22 protein-coding genes are annotated in these 24,444 nt (G+C 40.7%); 3 read left to right on the top strand and 19 right to left on the bottom strand.

Going from position 1 to position 24,444, the window contains the following annotated elements:
- Positions 1–83 precede the first annotated feature (83 nt).
- Both zapD and yacG read left to right on the top strand, forming a co-directional pair.
- Positions 84–830, top strand: a complete 747-nt coding sequence (gene zapD, locus AC27HL_RS02645; RefSeq protein WP_487078816.1) for a cell division protein ZapD — start codon at positions 84–86, stop codon at positions 828–830.
- Positions 831–895: 65 nt separating this feature from the next.
- Positions 896–1,132: a DNA gyrase inhibitor YacG gene (yacG, locus tag AC27HL_RS02640; RefSeq protein WP_487078815.1), complete on the top strand. Its 237-nt coding sequence runs from the start codon at positions 896–898 to the stop codon at positions 1,130–1,132.
- A gap of 7 nt (positions 1,133–1,139) precedes the next feature.
- Here yacG and mutT read toward each other — a convergent pair whose 3' ends face one another.
- The 3 genes from mutT to AC27HL_RS02625 all read right to left on the bottom strand — a co-directional run bounded on the left by mutT (position 1,140) and on the right by AC27HL_RS02625 (position 5,431).
- Positions 1,140–1,535, bottom strand: a complete 396-nt coding sequence (mutT, locus tag AC27HL_RS02635; protein WP_487078814.1) for an 8-oxo-dGTP diphosphatase MutT — start codon at positions 1,533–1,535, stop codon at positions 1,140–1,142.
- 191 nt (positions 1,536–1,726) lie between these two features.
- Positions 1,727–4,405: a preprotein translocase subunit SecA gene (secA, locus tag AC27HL_RS02630; protein WP_487078813.1), complete on the bottom strand. Its 2,679-nt coding sequence runs from the start codon at positions 4,403–4,405 to the stop codon at positions 1,727–1,729.
- Positions 4,406–4,531: 126 nt separating this feature from the next.
- Positions 4,532–5,431: a M23 family metallopeptidase gene (locus AC27HL_RS02625; protein ID WP_487078812.1), complete on the bottom strand. Its 900-nt coding sequence runs from the start codon at positions 5,429–5,431 to the stop codon at positions 4,532–4,534.
- Positions 5,432–5,463: 32 nt separating this feature from the next.
- On the opposite strand from AC27HL_RS02625, the gene AC27HL_RS02620 reads away from it, so the two are divergent.
- Positions 5,464–5,925 carry a DUF721 domain-containing protein gene (locus AC27HL_RS02620; RefSeq protein WP_487078811.1) on the top strand — a complete coding sequence of 154 codons (462 nt, stop codon included), beginning with the start codon at positions 5,464–5,466 and terminating at the stop codon, positions 5,923–5,925.
- 95 nt (positions 5,926–6,020) lie between these two features.
- On the opposite strand, the gene lpxC is transcribed toward AC27HL_RS02620, so the two are convergent.
- The 16 genes from lpxC to mraZ all read right to left on the bottom strand — a co-directional run bounded on the left by lpxC (position 6,021) and on the right by mraZ (position 24,173).
- Positions 6,021–6,938 carry a UDP-3-O-acyl-N-acetylglucosamine deacetylase gene (gene lpxC, locus AC27HL_RS02615; RefSeq protein ID WP_487078810.1) on the bottom strand — a complete coding sequence of 306 codons (918 nt, stop codon included), beginning with the start codon at positions 6,936–6,938 and terminating at the stop codon, positions 6,021–6,023.
- Between the two features lie 137 nt (positions 6,939–7,075).
- A complete protein-coding gene (gene ftsZ, locus AC27HL_RS02610) occupies positions 7,076–8,239 on the bottom strand; it encodes a cell division protein FtsZ (RefSeq protein WP_487078809.1) in 1,164 nt (387 codons plus the stop codon).
- Positions 8,240–8,319: 80 nt separating this feature from the next.
- A complete protein-coding gene (gene ftsA, locus AC27HL_RS02605; RefSeq protein ID WP_487078808.1) occupies positions 8,320–9,555 on the bottom strand; it encodes a cell division protein FtsA in 1,236 nt (411 codons plus the stop codon).
- 5 nt (positions 9,556–9,560) lie between these two features.
- Positions 9,561–10,340: a cell division protein FtsQ/DivIB gene (locus AC27HL_RS02600; protein WP_487078807.1), complete on the bottom strand. Its 780-nt coding sequence runs from the start codon at positions 10,338–10,340 to the stop codon at positions 9,561–9,563.
- Positions 10,341–10,342: 2 nt separating this feature from the next.
- Positions 10,343–11,278, bottom strand: coding sequence for a D-alanine--D-alanine ligase (locus tag AC27HL_RS02595; protein ID WP_487078806.1), 936 nt, complete (start codon positions 11,276–11,278; stop codon positions 10,343–10,345).
- On the bottom strand, positions 11,275–12,735 hold the full coding sequence (gene murC, locus AC27HL_RS02590) for a UDP-N-acetylmuramate--L-alanine ligase (protein ID WP_487079881.1): 1,461 nt from the start codon (positions 12,733–12,735) through the stop codon (positions 11,275–11,277). Before murC ends, AC27HL_RS02595 begins: the two co-directional genes overlap by 4 nt.
- Positions 12,736–12,746: 11 nt before the next feature.
- Positions 12,747–13,823 (bottom strand): undecaprenyldiphospho-muramoylpentapeptide beta-N-acetylglucosaminyltransferase, encoded by a 1,077-nt coding sequence (gene murG, locus AC27HL_RS02585; RefSeq protein ID WP_487079879.1) that lies wholly within the window; start codon positions 13,821–13,823, stop codon positions 12,747–12,749.
- A 43-nt stretch (positions 13,824–13,866) separates the two neighbouring features.
- The gene (gene ftsW, locus AC27HL_RS02580; RefSeq protein WP_487079877.1) at positions 13,867–15,063 is read right to left on the bottom strand and encodes a cell division protein FtsW; all 1,197 of its coding nucleotides are present in this window, start codon (positions 15,061–15,063) and stop codon (positions 13,867–13,869) included.
- Between the two features lie 53 nt (positions 15,064–15,116).
- The gene (gene murD / locus AC27HL_RS02575; RefSeq protein WP_487078805.1) at positions 15,117–16,508 is read right to left on the bottom strand and encodes a UDP-N-acetylmuramoyl-L-alanine--D-glutamate ligase; all 1,392 of its coding nucleotides are present in this window, start codon (positions 16,506–16,508) and stop codon (positions 15,117–15,119) included.
- A gap of 52 nt (positions 16,509–16,560) precedes the next feature.
- Entirely contained in the window at positions 16,561–17,643 is a 1,083-nt protein-coding gene (gene mraY, locus AC27HL_RS02570; protein WP_487078804.1) for a phospho-N-acetylmuramoyl-pentapeptide-transferase, read from the bottom strand.
- Entirely contained in the window at positions 17,643–19,043 is a 1,401-nt protein-coding gene (locus AC27HL_RS02565) for a UDP-N-acetylmuramoyl-tripeptide--D-alanyl-D-alanine ligase (RefSeq protein ID WP_487078803.1), read from the bottom strand. Before AC27HL_RS02565 ends, mraY begins: the two co-directional genes overlap by 1 nt.
- Positions 19,040–20,623, bottom strand: a complete 1,584-nt coding sequence (locus tag AC27HL_RS02560; protein ID WP_487078802.1) for a UDP-N-acetylmuramoyl-L-alanyl-D-glutamate--2,6-diaminopimelate ligase — start codon at positions 20,621–20,623, stop codon at positions 19,040–19,042. Before AC27HL_RS02560 ends, AC27HL_RS02565 begins: the two co-directional genes overlap by 4 nt.
- Positions 20,616–22,385, bottom strand: a complete 1,770-nt coding sequence (locus AC27HL_RS02555) for a peptidoglycan D,D-transpeptidase FtsI family protein (protein ID WP_487078801.1) — start codon at positions 22,383–22,385, stop codon at positions 20,616–20,618. Before AC27HL_RS02555 ends, AC27HL_RS02560 begins: the two co-directional genes overlap by 8 nt.
- 5 nt (positions 22,386–22,390) lie before the next feature.
- Positions 22,391–22,708 (bottom strand): cell division protein FtsL, encoded by a 318-nt coding sequence (ftsL, locus tag AC27HL_RS02550; protein WP_487078800.1) that lies wholly within the window; start codon positions 22,706–22,708, stop codon positions 22,391–22,393.
- Between the two features lie 15 nt (positions 22,709–22,723).
- Positions 22,724–23,665, bottom strand: a complete 942-nt coding sequence (gene rsmH, locus AC27HL_RS02545; RefSeq protein WP_487078799.1) for a 16S rRNA (cytosine(1402)-N(4))-methyltransferase RsmH — start codon at positions 23,663–23,665, stop codon at positions 22,724–22,726.
- Positions 23,666–23,714: 49 nt separating this feature from the next.
- Positions 23,715–24,173, bottom strand: a complete 459-nt coding sequence (mraZ, locus tag AC27HL_RS02540) for a division/cell wall cluster transcriptional repressor MraZ (RefSeq protein ID WP_487078798.1) — start codon at positions 24,171–24,173, stop codon at positions 23,715–23,717.
- Positions 24,174–24,444: the final 271 nt, after the last annotated feature.

Genomic DNA, 24,444 nt, shown 5'->3' with positions numbered 1-24,444 from the left:
ATCATACCGTATTCCCGATAAAAATTAGCCATTTAAGCTCGCTATGGTTACTATTAAGATATCGTCAGTAAACTTGTAAATAAATGACTTCAATACTATATGAACATCCGCTCAACGAGCGAATACGAAATTACCTAAAACTTGAGCAATTATTTGCTCAAGTTACAGAGTGTTTTCAACATAGTATTACCGCAAATCATAATACATTTTTTAGCTCTATTTTTGCCATACTCGATACACTTGAACGTAATGATGTTCGTGGCGATCTTATTAAAGATTTAGAAAAATTAGAGCAAAACTTAGTTATTTGGTCACAAATTCCGGATGTTGATAGCAGCATTATTGAGGAGAACCTCCGCAATACGGTCACTTATTCTAGCCAGCTAAAAAAAACCACTCAAAATTGGCTAAAACTTAAAGAGAATAAGTTTCTGACAGGGCTCAAACAGCGATTTGCCATTCAAGGGGGTAATTCACATTTTGATTTACCACAATTGCAATTTTGGTTGCATCAGCCAATTCAACAAATAGAGCATGAGTGCCAATTGTGGTTATCTCATTTAGAGCAAATACAAGAAGCACTGGCTTTAATTTTAAAATTTACCCGTCAACGAGCTAAATTTGAAAACATAACGACAGATAGCGGCTTTTATCAAGATAGTGGCGAAGGCTTAGTATTACTGCGTATTAAAGTTAACAAAAGCACTTTGTGTTACCCAACCATTAGCGGAAACCGCTTTCGATACTCAATTCGATTTGCCTTACCTTGTGAAGAGTCTGGGCGTAAATATGCAAAACAAGCAATAAGTTTTCAAATAGCAAAATGTTAATTCGGTGGCTCAAAATCTTGTTTTTTTCTATAATAGCCACTAAACAACCTTAAAATTTTCTCAATATGACCTTGAAAGTACCGTGCCCAACTTGTAAAAAAGAAGTGATATGGCAAGCAGAAAGCCAACACCGACCATTTTGTAGTAAACGTTGCCAATTAATTGATGTTGGCGATTGGGCAGACGAAAACCACAAAATTAGCCAGCCAATACAGGGAGCTGTAGAGCTTAACGAAGAAATGCTAGACGCGTTGGAAGATGAGTTTTTACAACATAACAAATTTTTTGTTGAGCCAGAGTAGTAACTCGTTAGCTGGTTAAGTATTGCTGTAGTTTTTCAATTATCGCTTGATTGGCAGCTGGAAAGTCTAATTTTGAGAACTCTGCTAAACTGAACCAACCTTCTTGCTGCCCTTCTAATGCTTTGGCTTGCCCTAAGTAGTTGTCGACAATAAACACCTCTAAAAGTACCTTTTTATCGCCATAGTCGTGCTCAATCTTCATAAAAGGTGTACAAGTTAATATCTCTATCGCGACTTCTTCTTTTAGCTCACGATAAAGCGCTTCATATACCGTTTCTCCCTGCTCAACCTTGCCGCCAGGAAATTCCCATTTTCCACCTTGATGTGCTTCATTAAGTCGCTTGGTAAGGAAAAACTCATCGCCTTGTTTAATAACGGCGACCGCAACATGAACAACTTTCATTTTTCTACAACCTCTTATTTAATTGTTTGCTGAAAATCAACGAATATTCCCCGTAAGTAATCGCATTATTGCCTACATCAAAATGCGTAGCACAATTATCTCAATGCACGAATACCTCATAAGAAAATCCTGAGCATAAAAATGCCAGTCTATTGACTGGCATTCATGTACTTATTTTTACAGTAACTAAATTAAGTTAACTTACCGTGACATTGCTTATATTTCTTCCCTGAGCCGCAAGGACATGGTTCATTACGACCAACACGAGGCATAGTTGCTTGCTCTGGCTCAGAAGTTGACTCATGCTTGAATTCTTTTGGCGCTTCATCAGCCTTTCTGTGTTGCTCTTCAACCGCTTCAACATCAGATTCTGCTCTAATTTGTACCTTACTTAAAATACCAATTACGTCATATTTTAAATTTTCTAACAATTCTGAGAATAGCTCAAATGACTCACGCTTATATTCTTGCTTAGGGTTTTTCTGTGCATACCCACGTAAATGAATACCCTGGCGTAAATGATCCATCGCCGCTAAATGCTCTTTCCAATGTGAATCTAAGCTTTGTAACATAACCGCTTTTTCAAACTGGCGTAGTACATCAGCACCCACCATTTCTTCTTTCGCAGCATAGGATGCTTCAACTTCCTCAGAAATTTTTTCACGCAGGGTTTCTTCATGTAGTGTCGAGTCTTCCTCTAACCACTTAGCTAATGGCAATTCAATGGTTAACTCACCTTTAAGGCGCTCTTCAAGGCCTTCAACATCCCACATTTCTTCTAACGATTGTGGAGGAATATGTTGGTCAATCAAACCATTAACAACATCGGTGCGGATCGCTTTAATAACTTCAGCAATATCAGCTTCATCCATTAATTCATTGCGTTGTTCGTAAATAACCTTACGTTGATCATTTGATACATCATCAAACTCTAACAATTGTTTACGAATATCGAAGTTTCGTCCTTCAACTTTACGTTGCGCGTTTTCAATACTTTTGGTTACCCAAGGGTGTTCAATCGCTTCACCGCGCTCCATGCCCAATTTGCGCATCATATTGGTAATACGTTCAGAAGCGAAAATACGCATCAAACCATCTTCCATTGAAAGATAAAAACGTGTTGAACCAGCATCACCTTGACGACCAGAACGACCGCGTAATTGGTTATCAATGCGTCGAGATTCATGACGTTCAGTAGCAACGATGTGTAAGCCGCCAAGCTCTAAAACTTTGTTGTGCTCTTCTTGCCATGAAGCCTTAACTTTTTCAATTTGCTCTTCACTCGGGTTATCAAGTTTTGCCAGCATTGAAGCTAAGTTACCACCTAATACAATATCGGTACCACGACCCGCCATATTAGTCGCTATAGTTACAGCGCCAACCTTACCGGCATCAGCAACAATTTCAGCTTCTTGCTGATGGAATTTGGCATTAAGTACTTTATGCTTAATTTTAGCTTTCTTTAAAAATGATGATAAAAACTCAGACGTTTCAATACTAATAGTACCAACAAGCACTGGTTGTCCACGTTCAACACAGTCTTTAATATCTTCTAAAATGGCTTCAAACTTTTCTTCTGCGGTTAAGTAAATTAAATCCGGAAGATCTTTACGCACCATAGGTTGGTTGGTTGGGATAACAACTGTTTCCAAACCATAAATGTGGTTAAACTCAAACGCTTCTGTATCGGCTGTACCTGTCATGCCCGACAGTTTTTCGTAAATACGGAAAAAGTTTTGGAACGTTATTGAAGCAAGGGTTTGGTTTTCATTTTGAATATCAACACCTTCTTTCGCTTCAACCGCTTGGTGCAAACCTTCTGACCAACGACGACCTTCCATCGTACGACCAGTATGCTCATCAACAATGACAATTTCGCCATCCTTAACAATATAATCAACGTCTTTTTGGAATAATTTATGGGCACGTAACGCCGCCATAACATGATGAAGCAAGGTAATATTAGCGGCAGAGAATAAAGAGTCTCCTTGTTGCATCAAGCCTTTCTCTAACATGATTTCTTCAATGCGAACTTGTCCACGTTCGGTTAAATAAATCTGTTTAGCTTTTTCATCAACCGTGAAGTCACCAGTACTTTCTTCGCCTTCTTTGTCTTCTTCTTCCTGTTGCTCCAGAGTCGGCACAACAAGATTAATATTGCGATATAGTTCTGAACTGTCTTCAGCTTGTCCTGAAATAATTAAAGGTGTACGTGCTTCATCGATTAATATCGAATCGACTTCATCAATTACGGCAAAGTGTAGTGGCTTTTGTGCGCGCTCTTCTGGCGAAAATGCCATGTTGTCGCGTAGGTAATCAAAACCAAATTCATTGTTGGTACCATAAGTGATATCGGCGTTATACGCGGCTTGTTTATCACCCGGCGCCATACCGGCAATGTTACATCCAACCGTCATGCCTAAAAATTCAAATAGTGGGCGACTCCAGTCAGCATCACGTGTTGCAAGATAGTCATTGACGGTAATAACATGAACGCCTTTACCTGTTAAGCCGTTAAGATATGACGGTAGTGTCGCCGTTAACGTTTTACCTTCACCCGTGCGCATTTCAGCAATTTTGCCAGAATTAAGTACCATGCCACCGATCATTTGCACGTCAAAGTGACGCATACCAAAAACACGTTTACTGGCTTCACGCACTACAGCAAAAGCTTCAGGTAAAATGGCATCTAGGGTTTCACCTTGTGCTAAGCGCTCTTTAAACTCTTCAGTTTTCGCCTTTAATTCTTCATCGTTTAATGCTTCAAAAACAGGCTCTAGGGCATTAATTTTCGTTACTTCTTTACGCATTTGTTTAAGTAATCGATCATTTCGACTACCAAACAGTTTTGTCATTAACTTTACAAACATCGTGTTAAACCATATTGAGAAGAAAATCTTCCGCTGAAAATAAAATGACCGGTGGGACCGATCACATAAAGTTGCCTAGCATTGTAATGGCAGTTGTATATTAAACAACTGAAATTCTAGCTAAAGCTATTTTTTTGCTTTTCGATATACATATTTCGTCGGGTCAATTTGTCGATTATTACGCAAAATTTCATAGTGGACATGTGGCCCAGTAGAGCGCCCTGTACTGCCCATTTTCGCAATAACTTGACCTTTAGTTACAACATCACCAACTGAAACTGTAAGTTCTTTATTATGACCATAGCGAGTTTTTAGACCATCACCATGGTTAATTTCTATTAATTGTCCGTAGCCATAACGTTCCCCCGCCCAACTAACAACACCTGATGCCGTTGCAATTATGCTTGCATTTTCACTGCCAGCAAAATCAACACCTTTGTGCATTGCAGGTTTACCGGTAAAGGGATCTTTTCTTGTACCGTAATAAGAAGACAACCAGCCTTTCTTAATTGGTCGACCAGACAAATAACGTGTATTTTCTATATGGTGACCCAAAGTGACAGATTCAAGCATTTTCAATTGTTTTTCTTCATGAGCAATTGAATTCTCTAGATCTGATATGCTCAAAAGCAATTCGGCTAAATTTTTACGCGGCTGTTGTTCATTTTGAACCATAGGACCGCCACTTGGCGGTAACTGTTCAAAATTAAATTCTTTATCTGGAATATTCGCTTCTTCTGCAAGCCGATCACCGAGCGCATTTAAACGTAAAACTTGGCTTTGCAATTCAGCCAACTTCATTGTAACTGCCGTTACTTGCTCTTTATTTTCGCTAGATTTTTCAAGCAGAGGAAGACTTGCCAAGCGATACTCTGGACTATTTGGAATATCATCCGAAGAAGCAACTAAGTGCACCAAAAAGCCAGAAACCAGTGCAAATATGGTTAACGCCGATAGCCAATGAAGTTTATTTAGCTTCATTGAAAATCTAACATTTTTTCCGCGGTATAGTAGTGTTAAACTCATATATAAATCTTCGTTTGTTCAAGAGCTGACTTATGGCAAGAAAATCAAAAATACCTACTGATATGTCAGCGCTGTTTAATTCAACGTCAGGCACTTTGGCACAAATAACAGCAAAAACCAACTCTTTAGCTATATTGTCTGACATTGTACGACAAATTTGCCCCGACCTACCAGAAGATGTCTGGAAAATAGCCAACTTTAAAGGAAAATCTTTGGTTGTTGAGGTTACTTCAGCCGTATGGAGTCAGCGCTTACAATTCGAGCGCATGAATATTTGTCGCGAATTAACGCAAGTCACCGATAATCAATTTAATCAAATTGAAATAAAAGTTACCCCTTATCGGCCAAAAGCCCCAAGTAAAACGAGTTTACCTGAAGCTAAAAACAACATAATTTCCCAAGCAACAGCGACGCACTTATTGGAGGTTGCCAAGAATGCACCCGAAAGCCTCCGGAAGAAATTAGAAAAATTGGCTGCACACGCAAATAAATGAGTAACCGCTGTACTAAAACCTTCAGCGTGAAACTTTTCGTCTAAACAAAAAAGCCAGTCAAATGACTGGCTTTTTACTATTAATTTAATTTGTACTTAAAACGGTGCTGTACTTAATTCTTGGAATTGAATTGGCGACTCGACGGTATCCTCATAAGTAACCCATTCCCAAGACTCAGATTGTTTAAAGACTTCACGAAGCAACATATTATTTAAACCGTGACCAGATTTAAACGCATTCAACTCGCCTAAAATGCTGACGCCACTCATATATAAGTCGCCAATAGCATCAAGAATTTTATGCTTAACAAATTCATCATCATAACGTAAGTCATCTTTGTTCAACATACGGTATTCATCTAATACAATAGCGTTCTCTAGGCTACCGCCTAAGGCTAAATTATGAGAACGTAAAAATTCAATATCTTTCATAAAACCGAATGTACGAGCACGACTAATTTCTTTGATAAATGAGCAGCTCGAAAGATCCATACTCATGGTTTGACAAGTATTGGCTATTACTGGATGTTCAAATTCAATAGCAAAGTTTACACGAAAGCCTTCATAAGGTCTCAATTCTGCCCACTTATCGCCTTCTTCAACTCGAATGGTTTTAGTAATACGCAAAAAGCGTTTAGCGACATTTGATGTTTCAATGCCAACCGATTGAATTAAATATACAAACGGTAAAGCACTACCATCCATAATTGGAATTTCAGGCGAATCAACCTCAACAATGAGGTTGTCGATACCTAAACCTGCAACGGCAGAAAGCAGATGTTCGACGGTGGAAATCTGAACACCTTGCTCATTCACTAAACACGTACATAAAGTTGTTTCACCGACAGCTTCTGGTGTCGCTGGAATATCGACAACAGGATCTAAATCAACTCGGCGAAAAATAATACCGGTGTTAGCAGGAGCAGGACGGAGAGTGATCTGCACCTTTTCACCTTTATGTAACCCTACACCTATGGCAGAGACATTTTCTTTTATCGTACGTTGTTTAATCATAAATAGCCTTCTTAAGCCTATATTGTGCTCTATTAGCACCCACCTGAATTTAGCGGAGGCGTAATATAGCAAAAAAGCCTAACAAAATCAAAATATCAACATTCACTGTCTATTGACTCAAACTAAACAAGCAATTTTTAGTCCGCTTGTTTACGTAAAAATGCTGGAATATCCAGATAGTCATCAAGTTCTGTTGCCGCCACTTTCTGAGCTTGTGCATTTGCCTCTGGCATAGTCACAGGGTTAGCTTTTACCTCTGGTTGCGCACTTGGAACATAATCACCGCCTACCACTTGTGGTTCAACTGCTGGCGCTGGGTTAATTAAAGTAATATCTGGCTTACGTTCAGCACCAATACCTGTTGCCACAACAGTTACACGTAGGTCTTCTGTCATTTCAGGATCAATAACTGCACCAACAACTACAGTGGCATTTTCAGATGAAAAAGCTTTAACCGCATTACCAACAGTTTCAAACTCATCAATACTTATATCCATACCAGCAGTAATATTAACCAAAATACCGCGTGCACCAGCTAGATCAACATCTTCAAGTAACGGACTAGAAATAGCCGCTTCTGCCGCTTCTTCAGCGCGATCAGGTCCAGATGCTATACCAGACCCCATCATTGCCGTTCCCATTTCAGACATTACCGTTCTAACATCGGCAAAATCCACATTTATGAGTCCTGGACGGGTAATAAGTTCCGCAATACCTTGTACTGCACCTAATAAAACATTGTTAGCAGCTTTAAATGCGTCAAGTAAGCTAGTTCCTGGGCCTAAAACTTTTAATAACTTTTCGTTAGGGATGGTGATCAAGGAATCTACGCTCTTTGATAAGAACTCAATACCTTGGTCGGCATAGTTCATACGCTTTTTCCCTTCAAAAGGAAATGGCTTAGTAACAACAGCAACCGTTAAGATGCCCATTTCCTTCGCAATTTCTGCTACAACAGGCGCCGCACCTGTACCTGTTCCACCACCCATGCCAGCTGCGATAAAAATCATATCAGCACCTTGCAAAGTTTCTTTAATGGTTTCTCTGTCTTCTTCGGCACTACGACGGCCAATTTCAGGATTAGCACCAGCACCTAAACCTTTAGTAACATCATGACCTAATTGTAAGGTAACATTAGCTGCTGAATTACGTAATGCTTGTGAGTCCGTATTAGCAGTAATAAATTCTACACCTTCAATGGTTTGTGAAACCATATGTTCTACGGCGTTGCCACCGCCGCCGCCAACACCAATAACCTTGATGACAGCTTCTTCATTGTGGTCTTCCATTAATTCAAACATTTTTATTATCTCCGATTTTTAATTCGTTTTGTTCCACCAAAACTCGTTCTTCATTTCCAATTAGCCGCTTGTGCAACTAATTAAAATTCACCTTTAAACCAAGCTAATACTCGCGAGCCTATACTGCCCACTGACTCACTTTTCTTTTGCTCATTGTTTTGTTGTAAGTTTGCTTGCATACCATAATGCAATAAGCCAACAACGGTAGAATATGTTGGGTCATTAACATATTCTTTTAATCCACATACATCCGCAGGTTGTGCAACACGAACCGGCATTTGGAATACTTCTTCAGCAAATTCCACAACCCCTTCCATTTTCGCGGTACCGCCGGTTAATACATAGCCTGCTGCTATTTGATCTTCTAGGCCACATTCACGTAGTTCTTCTTGCACTAACTCAAAGAGTTCATGATATCTAGGCTCAACAACCTCAGCTAAAGTATGTCGAGACATTGAACGAGCAGGCCTACCACCAACACTTGGCACTTCAATATTTTCTTCCATGCTAACCATTTGGCGCAGTGCACAAGCATATTGCACTTTAATTTCTTCAGCATGGCTTAATGGCGTACGAAATATTTTCGCAATATCACTGGTTACTTGATTACCTGCAACAGGAATAACCGCCGTATGACGTAGTGCACCACCTGTAAAGACTGAAATATCCATAGTGCCGGCACCCATATCAACCACACAAATGCCTAACTCTTTTTCATCGTCAGTTAATACTGCGTAGCTCGACGCTAACGCAGAAAAAATAAGTTGATCGGCTTTTAAGTCACAACGTTCAACACATTTAACAATGTTTTTTGCCATATCATTTGCACAAGTAACAATATGGACTTTGGCTTCCATACGTACCCCAGACATACCGATAGGGCTTTTAATACCGTCTTGACAATCAATACTGTATTCTTGTGGTAAAACATGCAGCATACGACGCTCTGCCGAAATAGGAACTGAGCGAGCGGTATGTATGACATTGTCAACATCATCTTGCATCACTTCTTTATCATTAATTGGCACCATGCCATTTTCATTTTGGCAGCTTATATGTTTTCCAGAAATGCCTAAGTAAACTGACGTTATATGGCAATCTGCCATCAATTCAGCTTCATTAATCGCTCGTTGGATGGACTGAATAACAAGGTTAAGATCATTCACTCCCCCTTTATCCATACCACGTGCAGGCTGATTGCCAACGCCAACAATGCTGAGTTGATTGTCTGGAGTGATTTCGCCCACAGCTACTGAAATTTTTGAAGTTCCAATATCTAAGCCAACCACTAAGTTTCTTTCAGTTATTTTTGACATTAACGTTAAACTCTTTCTTTGTTGTTTTCGGTTTTCCAGCCAACGGCCAAACCGGTATCATATCTCAGGTCAACATAATCAACTTGTTGCCCTGCTTTTTTATTTATCTTTATTTGCGGATAAACATCCATAAAGCGTTGTATTCTTTCAACACGATTATCACGCCCTAGGTTGATAGTTACCCCGTCATCTAAAGTCAACTGCCATGCAAAGCGCTCTGAAAGCACTAGTTCGTCAATAGCTAGTTGACTGAAATCCAATAACTTATTTAAATTCTTAAAGTTTTCAAGCGCCAGTTGCTCACTACCCTCAGGGCCAAAAAAGGCCGGTAGTTTAGCACTTAAACGCGCAATGTCAGCTTGAAATGCATTGCCTTTTTCATTTATTAAAAAATCCCCGTTCCAATGGGCAATAGGTTTTTGGTCAACAATGTAAATTTTAAGTTCATCTGGCCACTTTTTACGCACTGAAACCGAGTAAACCCATGGCAGTTTTGCGACTTTTTGCTGTACATCATTAACATCTAAATTAAAAAAGTTGCCTAAATTTACCTGCTCAATGGCATCTTCAACATCAGCCCTAGTGGTATAAGGCATTTCCCCCGCTATAGCGATATTAGTAACAGGCGCCGACTCTTCTGCAGTTAAGCGCTTATTTAGAAAGATGCTAAATGATAAAATTGCGACAATAACAGCAACAAAAAACGCTACACCTAACCAAAAGGTCCAATGTAGTTTTTCTGACTCTTCCACTAATGGAAGTTGCTGTTTAATTGCCTTTGCCATCGTTACGTAACATCCTCGGCACTAATTTCAACAATCTTTGTCACCAATTCACTAAAGTTCAAACCATGTACTTTTGCCGCTTTTGGTACTAGTGACGTTTCTGTCATACCCGGCACGGTATTAACTTCTAATAATTGCCATTGCTTTTGCTCGTTACGCATGACATCAACTCTGCCCCAACCTTTAGCACCTGTGGCATTAAATGCCTTTAGTGCGATAGCTTGTAATTCAGCTTCCTCTTTTGCAGATAAATGGCACGGACAATGGTATTGCGTACTCGTTGATTTATATTTCGCATCGTAGTCATAGAAATCATGCGGTGTTTCCATATGAATAACTGGCATTGGCGTTTGCCCAATAATAGCCACGGTATATTCTGGCCCTTGAATCCATGCTTCAACCAATACTTGCTGGTCATAATGAAACGCTTCAATTAATGCTTGATGTAAATCTTCAGCATTAGCTGCTTTTGACATGCCAATGCTTGAACCTTCATTGGCAGGTTTCACCATCACCATACCACCAAGTTGCTGCAAAATTTCTTTGGCTTCTTGGCGGTGATAGTCCTGCTTATTAACAATAGAAAATGACGCTGTTGGCAAGCCCATCGCTTGAAACACTTGCTTACTGCGAATTTTATCCATTGATAATGCGGAGCCTAAAACATCAGAACCAGTATATGGAATATTCATATATTGCAGCGCACCTTGTACGCATCCATCTTCGCCGCCACGGCCATGTAAGGCGATAAATACTCTATCAATATCTAGAGTTGCTAAATCACTTAAGCAATAGTCTTGGGTATCAATTAGTTGCACGTCAAAGCCAGCCGTAATTAGACCATTTGCAATAGCTTGACCTGAGTTAAGCGATACTTCGCGCTCAGCTGAGGTGCCTCCATATAACACAGCTAATTTTTGTTGTTTAATAGGCTTCATGATTTTACTACCGTTAGTTTTTTATCATTGGCCAAGCTGCGCGCTATCGCACCAATATTACCTGCCCCTTGCGTGATAACCATATCGCCATCGCGTAAATTAGCCGCCAACAATTCAGCTAATTGACTGCTGTCACTAACATAAATGGGTTCAACTTGACCACGTTGACGAATGCTGCGCGCTAAACTTTTACTATCAGCATTGGCAATGGGTGCTTCACCAGCGGCATAGACATCCAATAAAAATAGATAATCAGCTTCCGACAACACTTCCACAAAGTCTTCATAAAGATCACGAGTACGGGAATAGCGGTGTGGCTGAAATACCATAGCTAATTTTTTATCTGGCCAACCATTTCGCATCGCATCTATAGTTGCTTTCACTTCAGTTGGATGATGACCGTAATCATCTATTAATGTCATTTCACCATGTTCAGTACTTAGTGTGGTCAGTTTTTCAAAACGGCGACCTATTCCAGCAAAGCCTTGTAAAGCTTGCTGAATCGCTTTGTCTTCAACCCCTTCGTCGATTGCAACTGCAACCCCCGCTAAAGCATTTAGCACGTTGTGTTCACCCGGCAAGTTAACACTCAGCGATAACGGTGCGCTACCTTCACGTTCAACGACAAACGAACTCATCCCTGCAGCTTGCTGATAGTTGCTGGCTCTAACATCAGCGTCTTGAGAAAAGCCGTAGGTAATTACCTGTCGACTAATACGAGGCAATATTTCGCGAACAACTGGGTTATCTATACAAACAACAGCTAAACCATAAAACGGTAGATTATGTAAAAATTCAATATAGGTGTCTTTGAGCTTTTCAAAATCACCTTGATAAGTTTCCATATGGTCTTCATCGATATTGGTGATGACGGCAACCATAGGCTGTAAATGTAGGAATGACGCGTCACTTTCGTCCGCTTCAGCAATTAAATAACGACTGCTACCTAAACGAGCATTAGTGCCGGCACTATTTAATAAGCCACCAATAACAAAAGTTGGATCTAAATTTGCCTGTGCAAAAATACTCGCTATTAAGCTAGTGGTTGTGGTTTTACCATGAGTGCCCGCAATGGCAATACCGTGTCGAAAACGCATTAACTCCGCCAACATTTCGGCGCGACGAACAACCGGAATACGCTTTTCATTCGCAGCAACTAACTCTGGATTCTCACTGTCAATTGCCGTAGAAACCACAATAACACTTGCGTTATCGACATTATTTTCATGATGGCCTATGGTGACTTTTGCCCCCAGCGCCGTTAATCGTTTAACGACTTGATTTTCACCAATATCGGAGCCGGTAATGTTATAGCCTTCATTTAATAATACTTCCGCAATGCCACCCATGCCCGCACCACCAATACCAACAAAGTGAATGGTTTTCACTCGGCGCATTTCCGGGACTCGGTTATAAGTATTTAAAGCCGCTTTAGTATCATTTTTTTCTATCGTCATACTTTTACTCATTATTCGGCCACCTCTATACAAGTCTGAGCAACATGTATCGTTGCATCAGCATGCGCTGCGTTATGAGCAGCTTTTGACATTTGCTGAACCACTTTGTCTGAAATAAACAAGCTATTCAGCGTTTGCCCTAAGGTAGTGCCATTAAATTCTTTTTGGGCAATTAGCTTTGCCGCACCACAGTTCACTAAATACATGGCATTTTTAGTTTGATGATCATCAACAGCATGCGGTAGGGGCACAAAAATAGCCGGCTTTGCAGCCATGGCTAATTCTGAAACTGTTAATGCACCAGCGCGACAAATTACCACGTCAGCCCATTGGTACGCACTAGCCATATCATCGATAAACTCGGTAACTTTTACTTTATCTTCCGGCAGACCAAAATTTTGGTAACTTGCTAAAACCGCTTGCTCATTGCCGGCACCGGTTTGGTGCCAGACATCAATACTTTGTACCTTAATTTGCTTCATGGCTTGCGGCACAACATCATTTAGCACTTTTGCCCCTAAACTACCGCCAACCACTAACACTTTTTTACTGGTCGCTGGTTGTTCGGGAATAACATTGTCAATAGCGATAATGTCGCTACGTAGCGGATTACCCACCACTTTAGAGGTTACACGTTCACTAAATGCACCAGGAAAAGCACTCAAAGTTTTAGTAGCGAAATGAGACAAAAAGCGATTACTCATACCGGCAACGGCATTCTGCTCATGCAAAACTAAAGGAATACGTAACAGCCATGCAGCGACACCACCAGGTGCACTCGCATATCCCCCCATACCCAGCACCACATTAGGCTTAACATCACGCAACACACGAATAGACTGCATAACTGATTGCAAAACTTTAAAGGGTGTTTTAAGCCACGTTTGCCAGCCTTTATTACGAATACCGGCAATATTGATAAACGAAATTGGATAACCTTGCTTAGGAACAATATCAGCTTCCATGCGCTGTGCAGTTCCTAACCAGTGTACTTTCCAACCTTGCTTTACTAACTCTTCTGCTACCGCAATACCAGGAAATATATGGCCACCAGTACCGCCAGCCATCACTAAAATTGTCGGACGCATTACAGCATGACTTACATCACTTTTGACTTGATGAGATACTTGCTCAGTCATTTTCGCCCTCCTTTATATTGTTCTTTTTCAATTTCTTTATTTTCTTTTTTACACCACTGGTTCTGCTAGTTGCCTGAATACTTTGCAACCTAATTTCATGATCGATACGAATAAGAATAACCACAGCTATGGTCATGATGATCATTGAGCTACCGCCATAGCTAATTAACGGCATAGTCAAACCTTTGGTTGGTACTATGCCAGCGCTAGCCCCGATATTTACTGCTGCTTGGAAACAAAACCAAATACCAATGGCATATGCAAAGAAGCCTTCGAAATATTTTTCTTGATTTACCGCTTTTCTACCTAACAATAGTGCTTTAAAAACTAAGGCCATACTAAGCAGTAAAATAACGCTGATACCGACAAAACCAAATTCTTCCGCAAGCACGGCCATCACAAAGTCAGTATGCGCTTCAGGTAAATACTCAAGCTTTTGTACACTGTTACCTAAACCTTGCCCAAACGATTCACCGCGGCCATAAGCCATTAGTGATTGAGTTAACTGATAACCACTGCCAAACGGATCTTTCCATGGGTCTAAAAAGCCAGTAACCCGCGCCCAACGGTAAGGGGAAAAATAAGCCAACATCGACAATAAACTTATACCGACGCCAGCAATGGCGATAAATTGCCATAACTTAGCACCCGCAAGAAACAATAAGCCAAACGTTGTTACGAACATAACGATAATGGTGCCTAAATCAGGTTGCATAAGTAGCAAGCCACCTAAAACCCCAAACACGGCTAATGGCTTAGCAAAGCCCTTAATATTCTCAATAACTTCATCACGACGGCGTACTAAATAAGCTGATAAGTAACAAAAGAAAAAGAGTTTTGCAGGCTCTGCTGCTTGAACCGTAATTGGGCCAAGTACAATCCATCGTGTCGAACCGTTAACGGTACGACCAATCAACAACACAATAATTAATAGCGCAATCGCCAGCAGCAGTAATTTGCCACTGTATTGATGCCAACGACTCATAGGAATTTGCAAAGTAAGTGCGGCAATGCCAATACTCAAGCAAATGTAAATCATATGGCGTACAACAAAATGAAATGGGTTGTTAAATAACCGCTCTGCCACCGGCATAGAAGAGCTCGCCACCATAACCAATCCTATCATATACATGCTAAGCGCTAGGATCAGATAGCTTCGATCAAACGTCGCAACGGACGAAGACTCCATTTTAAGCCAAGAAGGAAGCGATAATTGTGACACATTAATAAAAGAAGCGGACATTATTTACGCTCCTTTGCCAACAAAACTGACTTAATAAAAACAACACCACGTTCAACATAATTTGCAAACATATCTAAACTGGCACAGGCGGGCGATAACAACACCATATCACCTGGCTTAGCATGTTCTCTTGCCAACTTAACCGCATCAGCTAAGCTCGCAACATGTTGTGTTTTAGCGCGCTGACTTTCCAAACGTAAATGACCAATAGCGCGGCCATCTTTACCTAAGGTAATAAGGTATTCAACTTGCTCAGTTAATGCTTTAGCTAACGGCGTAAAGTCTGCACCTTTGCCATCGCCACCTGCAATTAAAATCAAACGTTTGTCGCCCAAAGTTGGCGCTAAACCATCAATTGCAGCAATTGTAGCGCCGACATTGGTTGCTTTAGAGTCGTTAACCCAGCATATATCATCTTGGCTCTCGATTACTTCGCAGCGATGTGCAAGGCCTTTAAAGGTTAACAAACTCGATACCATTGCCTCAATATTCCAACCCGCACCTTTACCTAAAGCCAGCACAGATAAGTAATTTAATGCATTATGAATACCTTGCAATGGCATATTTTTCAGTGGCGCTAATAATGTATCTTCGCACATTAACTGACTTTCACCATTAATCGTGTCGATACCAAATTGCTCAGCTGCAGGTCGGTCACTGCCAAAACTTAAGTAGGTGCTATCAATCAATTGTTTACTTGGCTTTGTTGCAACGTCATCGCGGTTATAAACAATTGTTTGCGCCTTGTGATAGATGCCCTGTTTTATTGCTGCGTAATTTTCTATGGTTTTATGACGATCTAAATGATCATCACTAACATTTAACACCGAAGCGGATAGTGCCGACATACTACGCACAGTTTCAAGCTGAAAGCTGGATAATTCCAATACCATAAAATCGGCGGCATGCTCAATCTGATCTAACACTGGCAAACCTATATTGCCGCCCAATTGCACTTTATAACCAAGCTCATTACCAACATGATATAACATAGATACCACGGTTGATTTTCCATTAGAACCAGTTACCGCAATGATAGGTGTAGTGCTTAGCCGACAAAATAATTCAATGTCGCCAATAATATCGCAATGCCTTGGTACGGCTGATTCAATATTTTCAGCCGTCAAATCAATACCTGGGCTAACTATAAGTACATCGGCGTCGGCGATAAGTGCTTTGTCCCAGTGACCTAATACTAATTGGTTGTCAGCAAATTGATGCTTGAAATCTCCTGGAGATATAGGCATAGCTCGGCTGTCATTTACCGAAAATACAATATGATGTCGATGTAAAAAACGCGCGCACGATAAACCCGTGATGCCAATACCTAAGATCACGACTTTCTTGTTGTCAAATTGCCTCGTTACCGACTGTTGCAATTGTGTATTCACGCGTTTACTTTTACCTTTTTAAAACCATTAAATTTGTTTTTGTTTTGCGTTACTAACGTAACTTCAAGGTGGCTAAACCTATCAATACTAAGACCAAAGAAATAATCCAAAAGCGGACAATAACTCTTGGTTCTGGCCAACCTTTTAATTCATAGTGATGATGAATCGGCGCCATACGAAAGATTCGCTGGCCTCGTAATTTATAAGAGCCCACTTGTAAAATAACCGATAAGGTTTCCATTACGAAAACACCGCCCATAATAAACAGTACTAACTCTTGGCGAACAAGTACCGCAATTACACCTAATGCCGCCCCTAAGGCCAATGAACCAACATCACCCATAAATACTTGCGCTGGATATGTGTTAAACCATAGGAAACCAAGTCCAGCACCAACAATAGCGGTGCAAACCACGACTAACTCACTAGCAAGAGCAATATGTGGAATGTGTAAGTAATCAGAAAAAACCGCATTACCTGTCATATAAGCAAATACCGCAAATGCACCCGCCACCATTATTGTTGGAACTATGGCTAAACCATCTAAGCCGTCAGTTAAATTAACCGCATTACTGGTACCAACAATGACAAAATAAACCAAGCCGATATACAGTAAGCCTAATTGAGGTAAGACGTTCTTAATAAACGGAATTAATAAGGTTGTTTCTTCTGGGCTTTGAGCAAATTGATATAAAAATATAGCGGTTGCTAAGCCTGCAACGGTTTGCCAGAAATACTTCCAGCGTGCAATTAAGCCATTTGAATCTTTGCGGATAACTTTTCGATAATCATCAACAAAACCAATTAAACCAAAGCTGACCACGACAAATAACACCACCCAAACATAGGTATTGTTTAAGTCAGCCCAAAGCAGCACACTAACTACAATAGATGCGAGAATTAATATTCCACCCATCGTAGGCGTGCCCGATTTTGATAAGTGACTTTCTGGGCCATCATCACGCACAGTTTGGCCAATCTGCATTTTTTGCAAGGCACGGATCAATTTCGGGCCAAAATACAACGAAAGGGCCAACGCCGTGAGCGTTGAAACTATCGCTCGAAACGTTAAGTAAGAAAAAACGTTAAAAAATGAAAAATATTGTGTGAGATACTCACCTAACCAAAGTAACATTATGCATGCTCCTGCGTAGCTTGGCTGTTCTGCCATTGAATAATATCAGCAACTACGTATTCCATATGAGCACTGCGTGAACCTTTAACTAAAATTGTAATTTGTTGCTCCTCACCTTGAAGCAATGTTTGTAAGCGAGAGAGTAGCTTTTCTTTGCTACTAAAATGTTGTGATGTAGAGGCTTGCCCTTGATAAAAAGCATCAGAAGCACTTTGGCTTAGCACACCTAGAGTTAATAAGTCATCAATACCTTGTTTTCTTGCATGTTCACCAACTTCTTGATGATAACGACGAGCATCGCTGCCAAGCTCGCCCATATCGCCTAAAATCAAGACTCGACGCCCAGGGTAGCTTGATAGCAAATCAGATGCTGCATTAATAGATTCAACATTCGCATTATAGGTGTCATCAATTAACTTAGTGTTATCAGCCAGTTGATGTAAATTTAACCGGCCTTTTACTGGCGCCATTTCTGCTAAACCTAAACGAATATCATCTAAGCTGGCACCAAACTCTAATGCTATCGCAGCAGCAGCCACCGCATTACTAACATTATGATGACCTGGCACAGTTAGCTCAATATAAGTGCTACCTTTGTAGGTTGCCAATTTAAAACTTGCACAACCGTTATCATCAAGTACCTCATCATGACTATAACAATCAGCATTTACTTGTGATGAAAATGTTCTTACTTCTTTGTCTGTTAAGCGCCATTGCCATTTATGCGACCACTGGCTATCTTGTCCATAAATTGCCACACCGCCAGCTTGTAAGCCTTGGAATATTTCTCCCTTGGCACGAGCAACACCGCATAAATCGCCAAATCCCTCTAAATGAGCTGCGGCAATGTTATTGATAATTGCAACGTCAGGCTTAACCAGTGCTGATGTATACGCGATCTCACCAATATGGTTTGCACCTAATTCAACAACAGCAAAGTCATGCTCATGCTCTAAACGTAATAGCGTTAGTGGCACTCCGATGTCATTATTGAAATTACCTTGCGTTGCTAATACTTTGCCTAAACGCCCTAAAATAGCGGCAACCATTTCTTTTACTGTGGTTTTACCGCTACTTCCGGTGATCGCTACCGTTTTAACAGCAACTTTTTCTTTAACATGGGCAGCAATTTGACCTAACGCTTGATGACTGTCCTCAACTACAATTTGAGCAATATTGATATCATGGCACTGCTGCTGAACAATAACCGCACTGCAACCCAGTTCACTTACCTGCGCTACAAATTTGTGGCCATCAAAATTAGGACCTTTTAACGCAAGAAACACGTCACCAGAATTCAAGGCTCGGCTATCTGTACTAATAGCATTAACAGTGACATCGTCACCTATTAGCTGGCCATTAATTGCTTGGGCTATTTCAGTTAATGATAATGGGATCATAATCTGCCCTCATTAGCATAGAAACTTCGCACTACCGCACGCTCATCATAATGTTGCTTCTCGCCACCAATAATAATGTAATCTTCATGACCTTTACCGGCACACAGCACTACATCGTCTTTACTTGCTTGTTTTAACGCGCTCAATACGGCTTGTTCTCTATCTAATATTTTTGAAACATGTTCTGTGGTCGAAAAACCAGCCAGAATAGCCTGAGCAATTTGCTCTGGCGCTTCGGTACGCGGGTTATCATTAGTAATAATAATTCGATCAGCTTTGTGCTCTGCTACTTGCGCCATTTCTGCGCGCTTACCAATATCGCGATCACCACCACAGCCAAATACCAGCCACAACTTGCCGTGGCAATGCAATCGGCATGCATCTAATGCGCTGGCTAAAGCATCAGGAGTATGGGCATAATCAACAACCGCAGTCGGCTTACCAGTAGCGGAAAAAGCTTCCATTCGACCGATAATCGCTGATAATTCACTAATCGCGTCTTTAATTGCCCCTAAATTAATATCTTTAGTCAAAAGTACAGCTATCGCTGCCAATAAGTTTTCGACATTAAAATCACCCAAGAGTTTACTCTCTATTTGGCATTGTCCTTTGCTTGATAATAAGTCAAAACAAACACCGGCACTGTGGTGAACGATATTTTTAGCCTGAACAAAATTTTGATAACTTGCTGTTTCATCACCGCGGCCATAAACCATTAAAGGCTGTGTTTTCGACCAGTTTTCTAACCAAATTTTTGCTTGTGCATCATCAGCATTAAGTATTGCTGTTTGTTCAGCTAAGCCAGAAAAAATTGCTTTCTTCGCTTCACCATACGCGTCCATTGTTTTATGAAAATCAAGGTGATCTCGTGTTAAGTTTGTAAAAACAGCGGTATCGAATAACTCTGCGGTTACTCTTTTTTGTGATAAGGCATGGGAGGAAACTTCCATAGCAACATCGGAAATACCTTGTTCAACAAATTTAGATAGAAGTTGCAGTAGTTGCGTTGCTCCAGGCGTTGTATTTTCAATAGCTTGCAACTGTGACAGCTTACCTGCACCTGTTGTGCCAATCACAGCGCAATTGCGTCGACATTGATCTAACAAATTAGCTATTATTTGGCTGGTACTGGTTTTGCCGTTGGTACCGGTAATACCAATGATATTCAACTGCTGTTGTGGCTCACCATAGAACGCCTTAGCAACCAAAAACAAAATACTATTTAGCTGATAAAGTGCAATAACAGGGATCGGGTGCCCATCAATACTATCACGCCAAACTAACTTGCCATGCTCAGTGCTCTTCTCTGTTTCTACCAGCGCCATCGCACACTTTGCTGCTATTGCTTGCTCAAGGTATTGTCTACCATCTTGAACGGTACCAATCACGGCACAAAACACATCACCGGCCTTTAAGGCGCGAGTATCGTTCACAAGATTGGCCTTACTGGCACTATCAAGACTTCGTTTAAGTGCCTGACTTTCTTGCTCGGTAAACTCAATGCCAGTAAGCGAAAATACCGCATCAAGGGCACGCAATATTGTTGGACGATTATAAACGCGTAAAGCGTGATCAGACATGGTCACGCTCCTTAGGGGTATTTTCAATTTGTTGTTTTGGTTTCAGTGAGGATATCCTCGAATTACCATCAGGTGGAACATTGAGCAACCGCAGTGCCCCTTTCATAATTCTGGAAAACACCGGCGCGGCCACTTCACCGCCATGATATAAATCACCGCCAGGATCATCGATCACCACCACCACGGCAATTTCCGGATCAGAAATTGGCGCTAATCCAGCAAATAAACCAACATAATCATTGCCATAACCACCAGCAAATGCTTTTATTGCCGTACCGCTTTTACCACCAACTCGATAACCATCAACTTTTGCTACTGTATATTGTTCATTAACCACATGTTCGAGCATTTCTACCACATTTTGACTATGCTCTTGAGAAAAAATACGCTCACTTTCGTCGGCAAACTCACTACCTTGAGGTTTTTTTAATATCGTTAGTGGCTTTTTCAAACCGCCATTACCTAAAGTGGAGTAAAACCGAGCTAACTGAATTGGTGTTATGGCGACACCATGTCCCCATGATAAGGTAGCTAACTCAAACTTTGACCAGCGTGATCTGTCATGCATCATACCCGAGCTTTCACCCACTAAGCCTGTGCCGGTATCTTCCGAAAAGCCAGCATCAAAAAATTTATCGATTAAATAGTCTTTAGGCACCGATAATGCCAACTTAGTTGTGCCCATATTTGAAGAATGCACTAACAATTCCGGCAAAGTAATTTTGCCTAAATAACGCGGGTCAGAAACACGACTGCCGCCTAAGCGCATCCAGCCTGGATATGTGTCAACAATGCTGTCTTTTTCTACGCTACCAAATTCCAAAGCGGTTAACACTGTTAACGGCTTCATAGTCGAACCCGGCTCATAGATATCGGTAATGGCACGGTTACGAAAACGATGAATTGCCACACCAGCACGGTTATTTGGATTGTAAGACGGACTATTTACCAAGGCTAATACTTCACCAGTATTAACATTAGTGACTACTGCAGAGCCAGACGTCGCTTTAAAGGCTTTTACCGCACCTTTTAATTCACGATATGCCAACGCTTGAATACGTTGATCAATACTTAAAATAATATCTTTTGGTGGAGTTGACTCTTTTACCGAGAGAATTTCAATTTTTCTACCTTTGGCGTCTTTACGGTATTTTTTCTCACCGTTTTCACCCGTCAATAATTGGTTGTATACCCGCTCAACCCCTTCAATACCTTTGTCATCAACATTAGTAAAGCCGACAATATGCGCGCTTATTTCACCGGTAGGGTAAAAACGTTTTGATTCTTTACGCAAATGAATGCCTGGAATTTTTAACTCTCGAATATAATTCGCCATCGCAGGTGCTACTTTGCGTTCAATATAAACAAAGCGTTTATTGGGATTTTTAGTGACTCTAACTTTGAGTTTATTAACATTCTGGCCAAGAACATCAGCTAGTGCTTGCCAATGCTTATCCATTGTTAGCGCATTGCTATCAAAAATAACTTTTGGATCAGCCCAAACCGTCTCAACGGGTACGCTAATAGCTAATTCATGGCCGTTTCGGTCAACTATTGAGCCACGCTGCACCGTTTTAGTATTGGTTCGAAGAGAGCGATTGTCCCCTTGCTTTTTAAGCATATCTGGTTCAATCACTTGAATATAAGCAGTACGAGCCATTAAACCAGCATAAATCAGCACAACCGTCGCAAGCACAACGTAAAAACGCCATGCCACGGTATTCGGGTTGTATTGTGCTGATTTTTTCACTGCTCTATTCATATTTATCAATTTGGTAATTTAATAATGACTTCTGAACTTGCATCCGGTCTAGTCATATTCAATTGCTTTTCGGCCTTACTCTCTATTGCGCTATGCTCAGCTAAACTGTTTTGCTCTAATAACAAGTTACGCCATTCATTCTCTAAGGCGTCTCGTTCGGTTAATAACACTTCAATGGTACTAGTGGTTTGTCGGTTCAAGTGAGTGAAATAAATCACCGCAAATGCCGATGCAATCACTAAAAACAAAATGCCGTATATCAACAAGTGACGTTGAATGTCGTGCCATATATCCAACGCTAACACAACTTTCTTGGTTGTCATTTTATGGCACCTTTGTTAGCGTGCTAATCTCTGGGCAACTCTTAATACAGAGCTACGTGAGCGTACATTTTCTGCCACTTCATTTTTTGTTGGTTTCAGCTTCTTGCCAACTAAAGCTAAGCTTTTACCTTTATTTAGCTCTTCTTCACTAACTGGTAAGCCACGCGGGACCTTTTTCGCTTGTGAGTGCTTTTTCATAAATTGTTTAACTAAACGATCTTCAAGCGAATGAAAACTAATAACGGTTAAACGACCGCCTTCTTTAAGTATCGTCAACGACGCCGCTAGTGCCTTTTCTATTTGCTCTAACTCGCTATTGATATACATACGTATCGCTTGAAAGCTTCGCGTTGCTGGGTGTTTTTTAATTTCTCGTTGCGGCGCTGTTTTCTTAATAAGCTGCGCTAATTGCCCTGTTCTTGTTAATGGATTTTCCTCACGCTCATCAACAATGGCATTAGCAATACGCCAGGCATGTTTTTCTTCCCCGAACGTTCGCAATACCCAAGTAATATCTTCAACATCGGCAACCGCTAACCACTGGGCAGCAGTTTGCCCACGACTGGTGTCCATGCGCATATCTAATGGACCGTCCTTCATAAAGCTAAAGCCACGCTCGGCTTCATCTAATTGTGGTGATGAAACACCAAGATCAAGTAAGATGCCATCAACTTTTTCTACCAATTGATGTTTTTCAACAATATTTTGTAATTCGGCAAATCCGAAATGTTCGATAGTAAATCTGCTATCATCAGCAAATTTTTCAGCTGCTGCTATCGCAGTAGGATCGCGATCAATAGCAATTAAACGACCTTTAGGACCAAGATTTTCTAATATCAATCCTGAATGCCCGCCTCGGCCAAAAGTGCAGTCGATATAAATACCATCTGGCTTAATGTCCAAGCCTGCGATAGATTCTTCAAGTAACACTGAAATATGTGATTTATCTTGTTGCATTAGATTTTATTAACGCTCATTGTTTTCATAAATGTCACTTGCCTACTTATCATAAAGACAAGTCAAGCAGGCGCTCGGTCAGTTCAATTTCACCTGATTGAATTTTTGCAATACCTTGCTGCATTTGCGCCTGCCACGCGCTTTCACTCCAAATTTCAAATTTTCGCAATTGTCCAACTAACATTAAATTTTTTTCTAGTCCGGCATGCTGGCGTAGTGGTCCGTTAATCAATAAACGACCGCTTTTATCAACTTCACAATCGGAAGCATTACCAAGTAATACTTGCTGCAATAATCTTTCTTGCGGATTCATACTCGACAAATTGCAAAGTTTTAACTCTATTTCTTCCCATTCTGGTAGTGGGTATAGCAATAAACACGGATGTTGAATATCTACAGTACAGACCATTTTTCCTTGGCAATCGGCAATAAGCTCCTCGCGATACCTAGTTGGTATCGTTATTCGGTTCTTACTATCGAGCGTTATTGCGCTTGCGCCTCTATACATAATCCGTTTTATTATATGGGATCACCTTTGATCCACTATTTCCCACTTTTTCCCACATTGATACAGTTTAGTGAGTAAAGCAAACTTATGTCAAGCAAAGTTTTTGTAATTTAATTTCGCTGAGTGCCTAGAAAATAAAGGCTTGCAAGGAAGTTTATGAAATTGTGGGCTTTTGTGGATCCCAGACCCAATTCAAGAGCAAAAATTCGCTATTTTTGCTCTCTAAGAGATTTTACATGTCACAAAATAGCGACAGTGGCATAATATTTTG

The organism is Colwellia aquaemaris, assembly GCF_057548755.1.
Note: the sequence above shows the minus strand (reverse complement) of the source record. Positions and strands in the feature narration are given on the sequence as shown.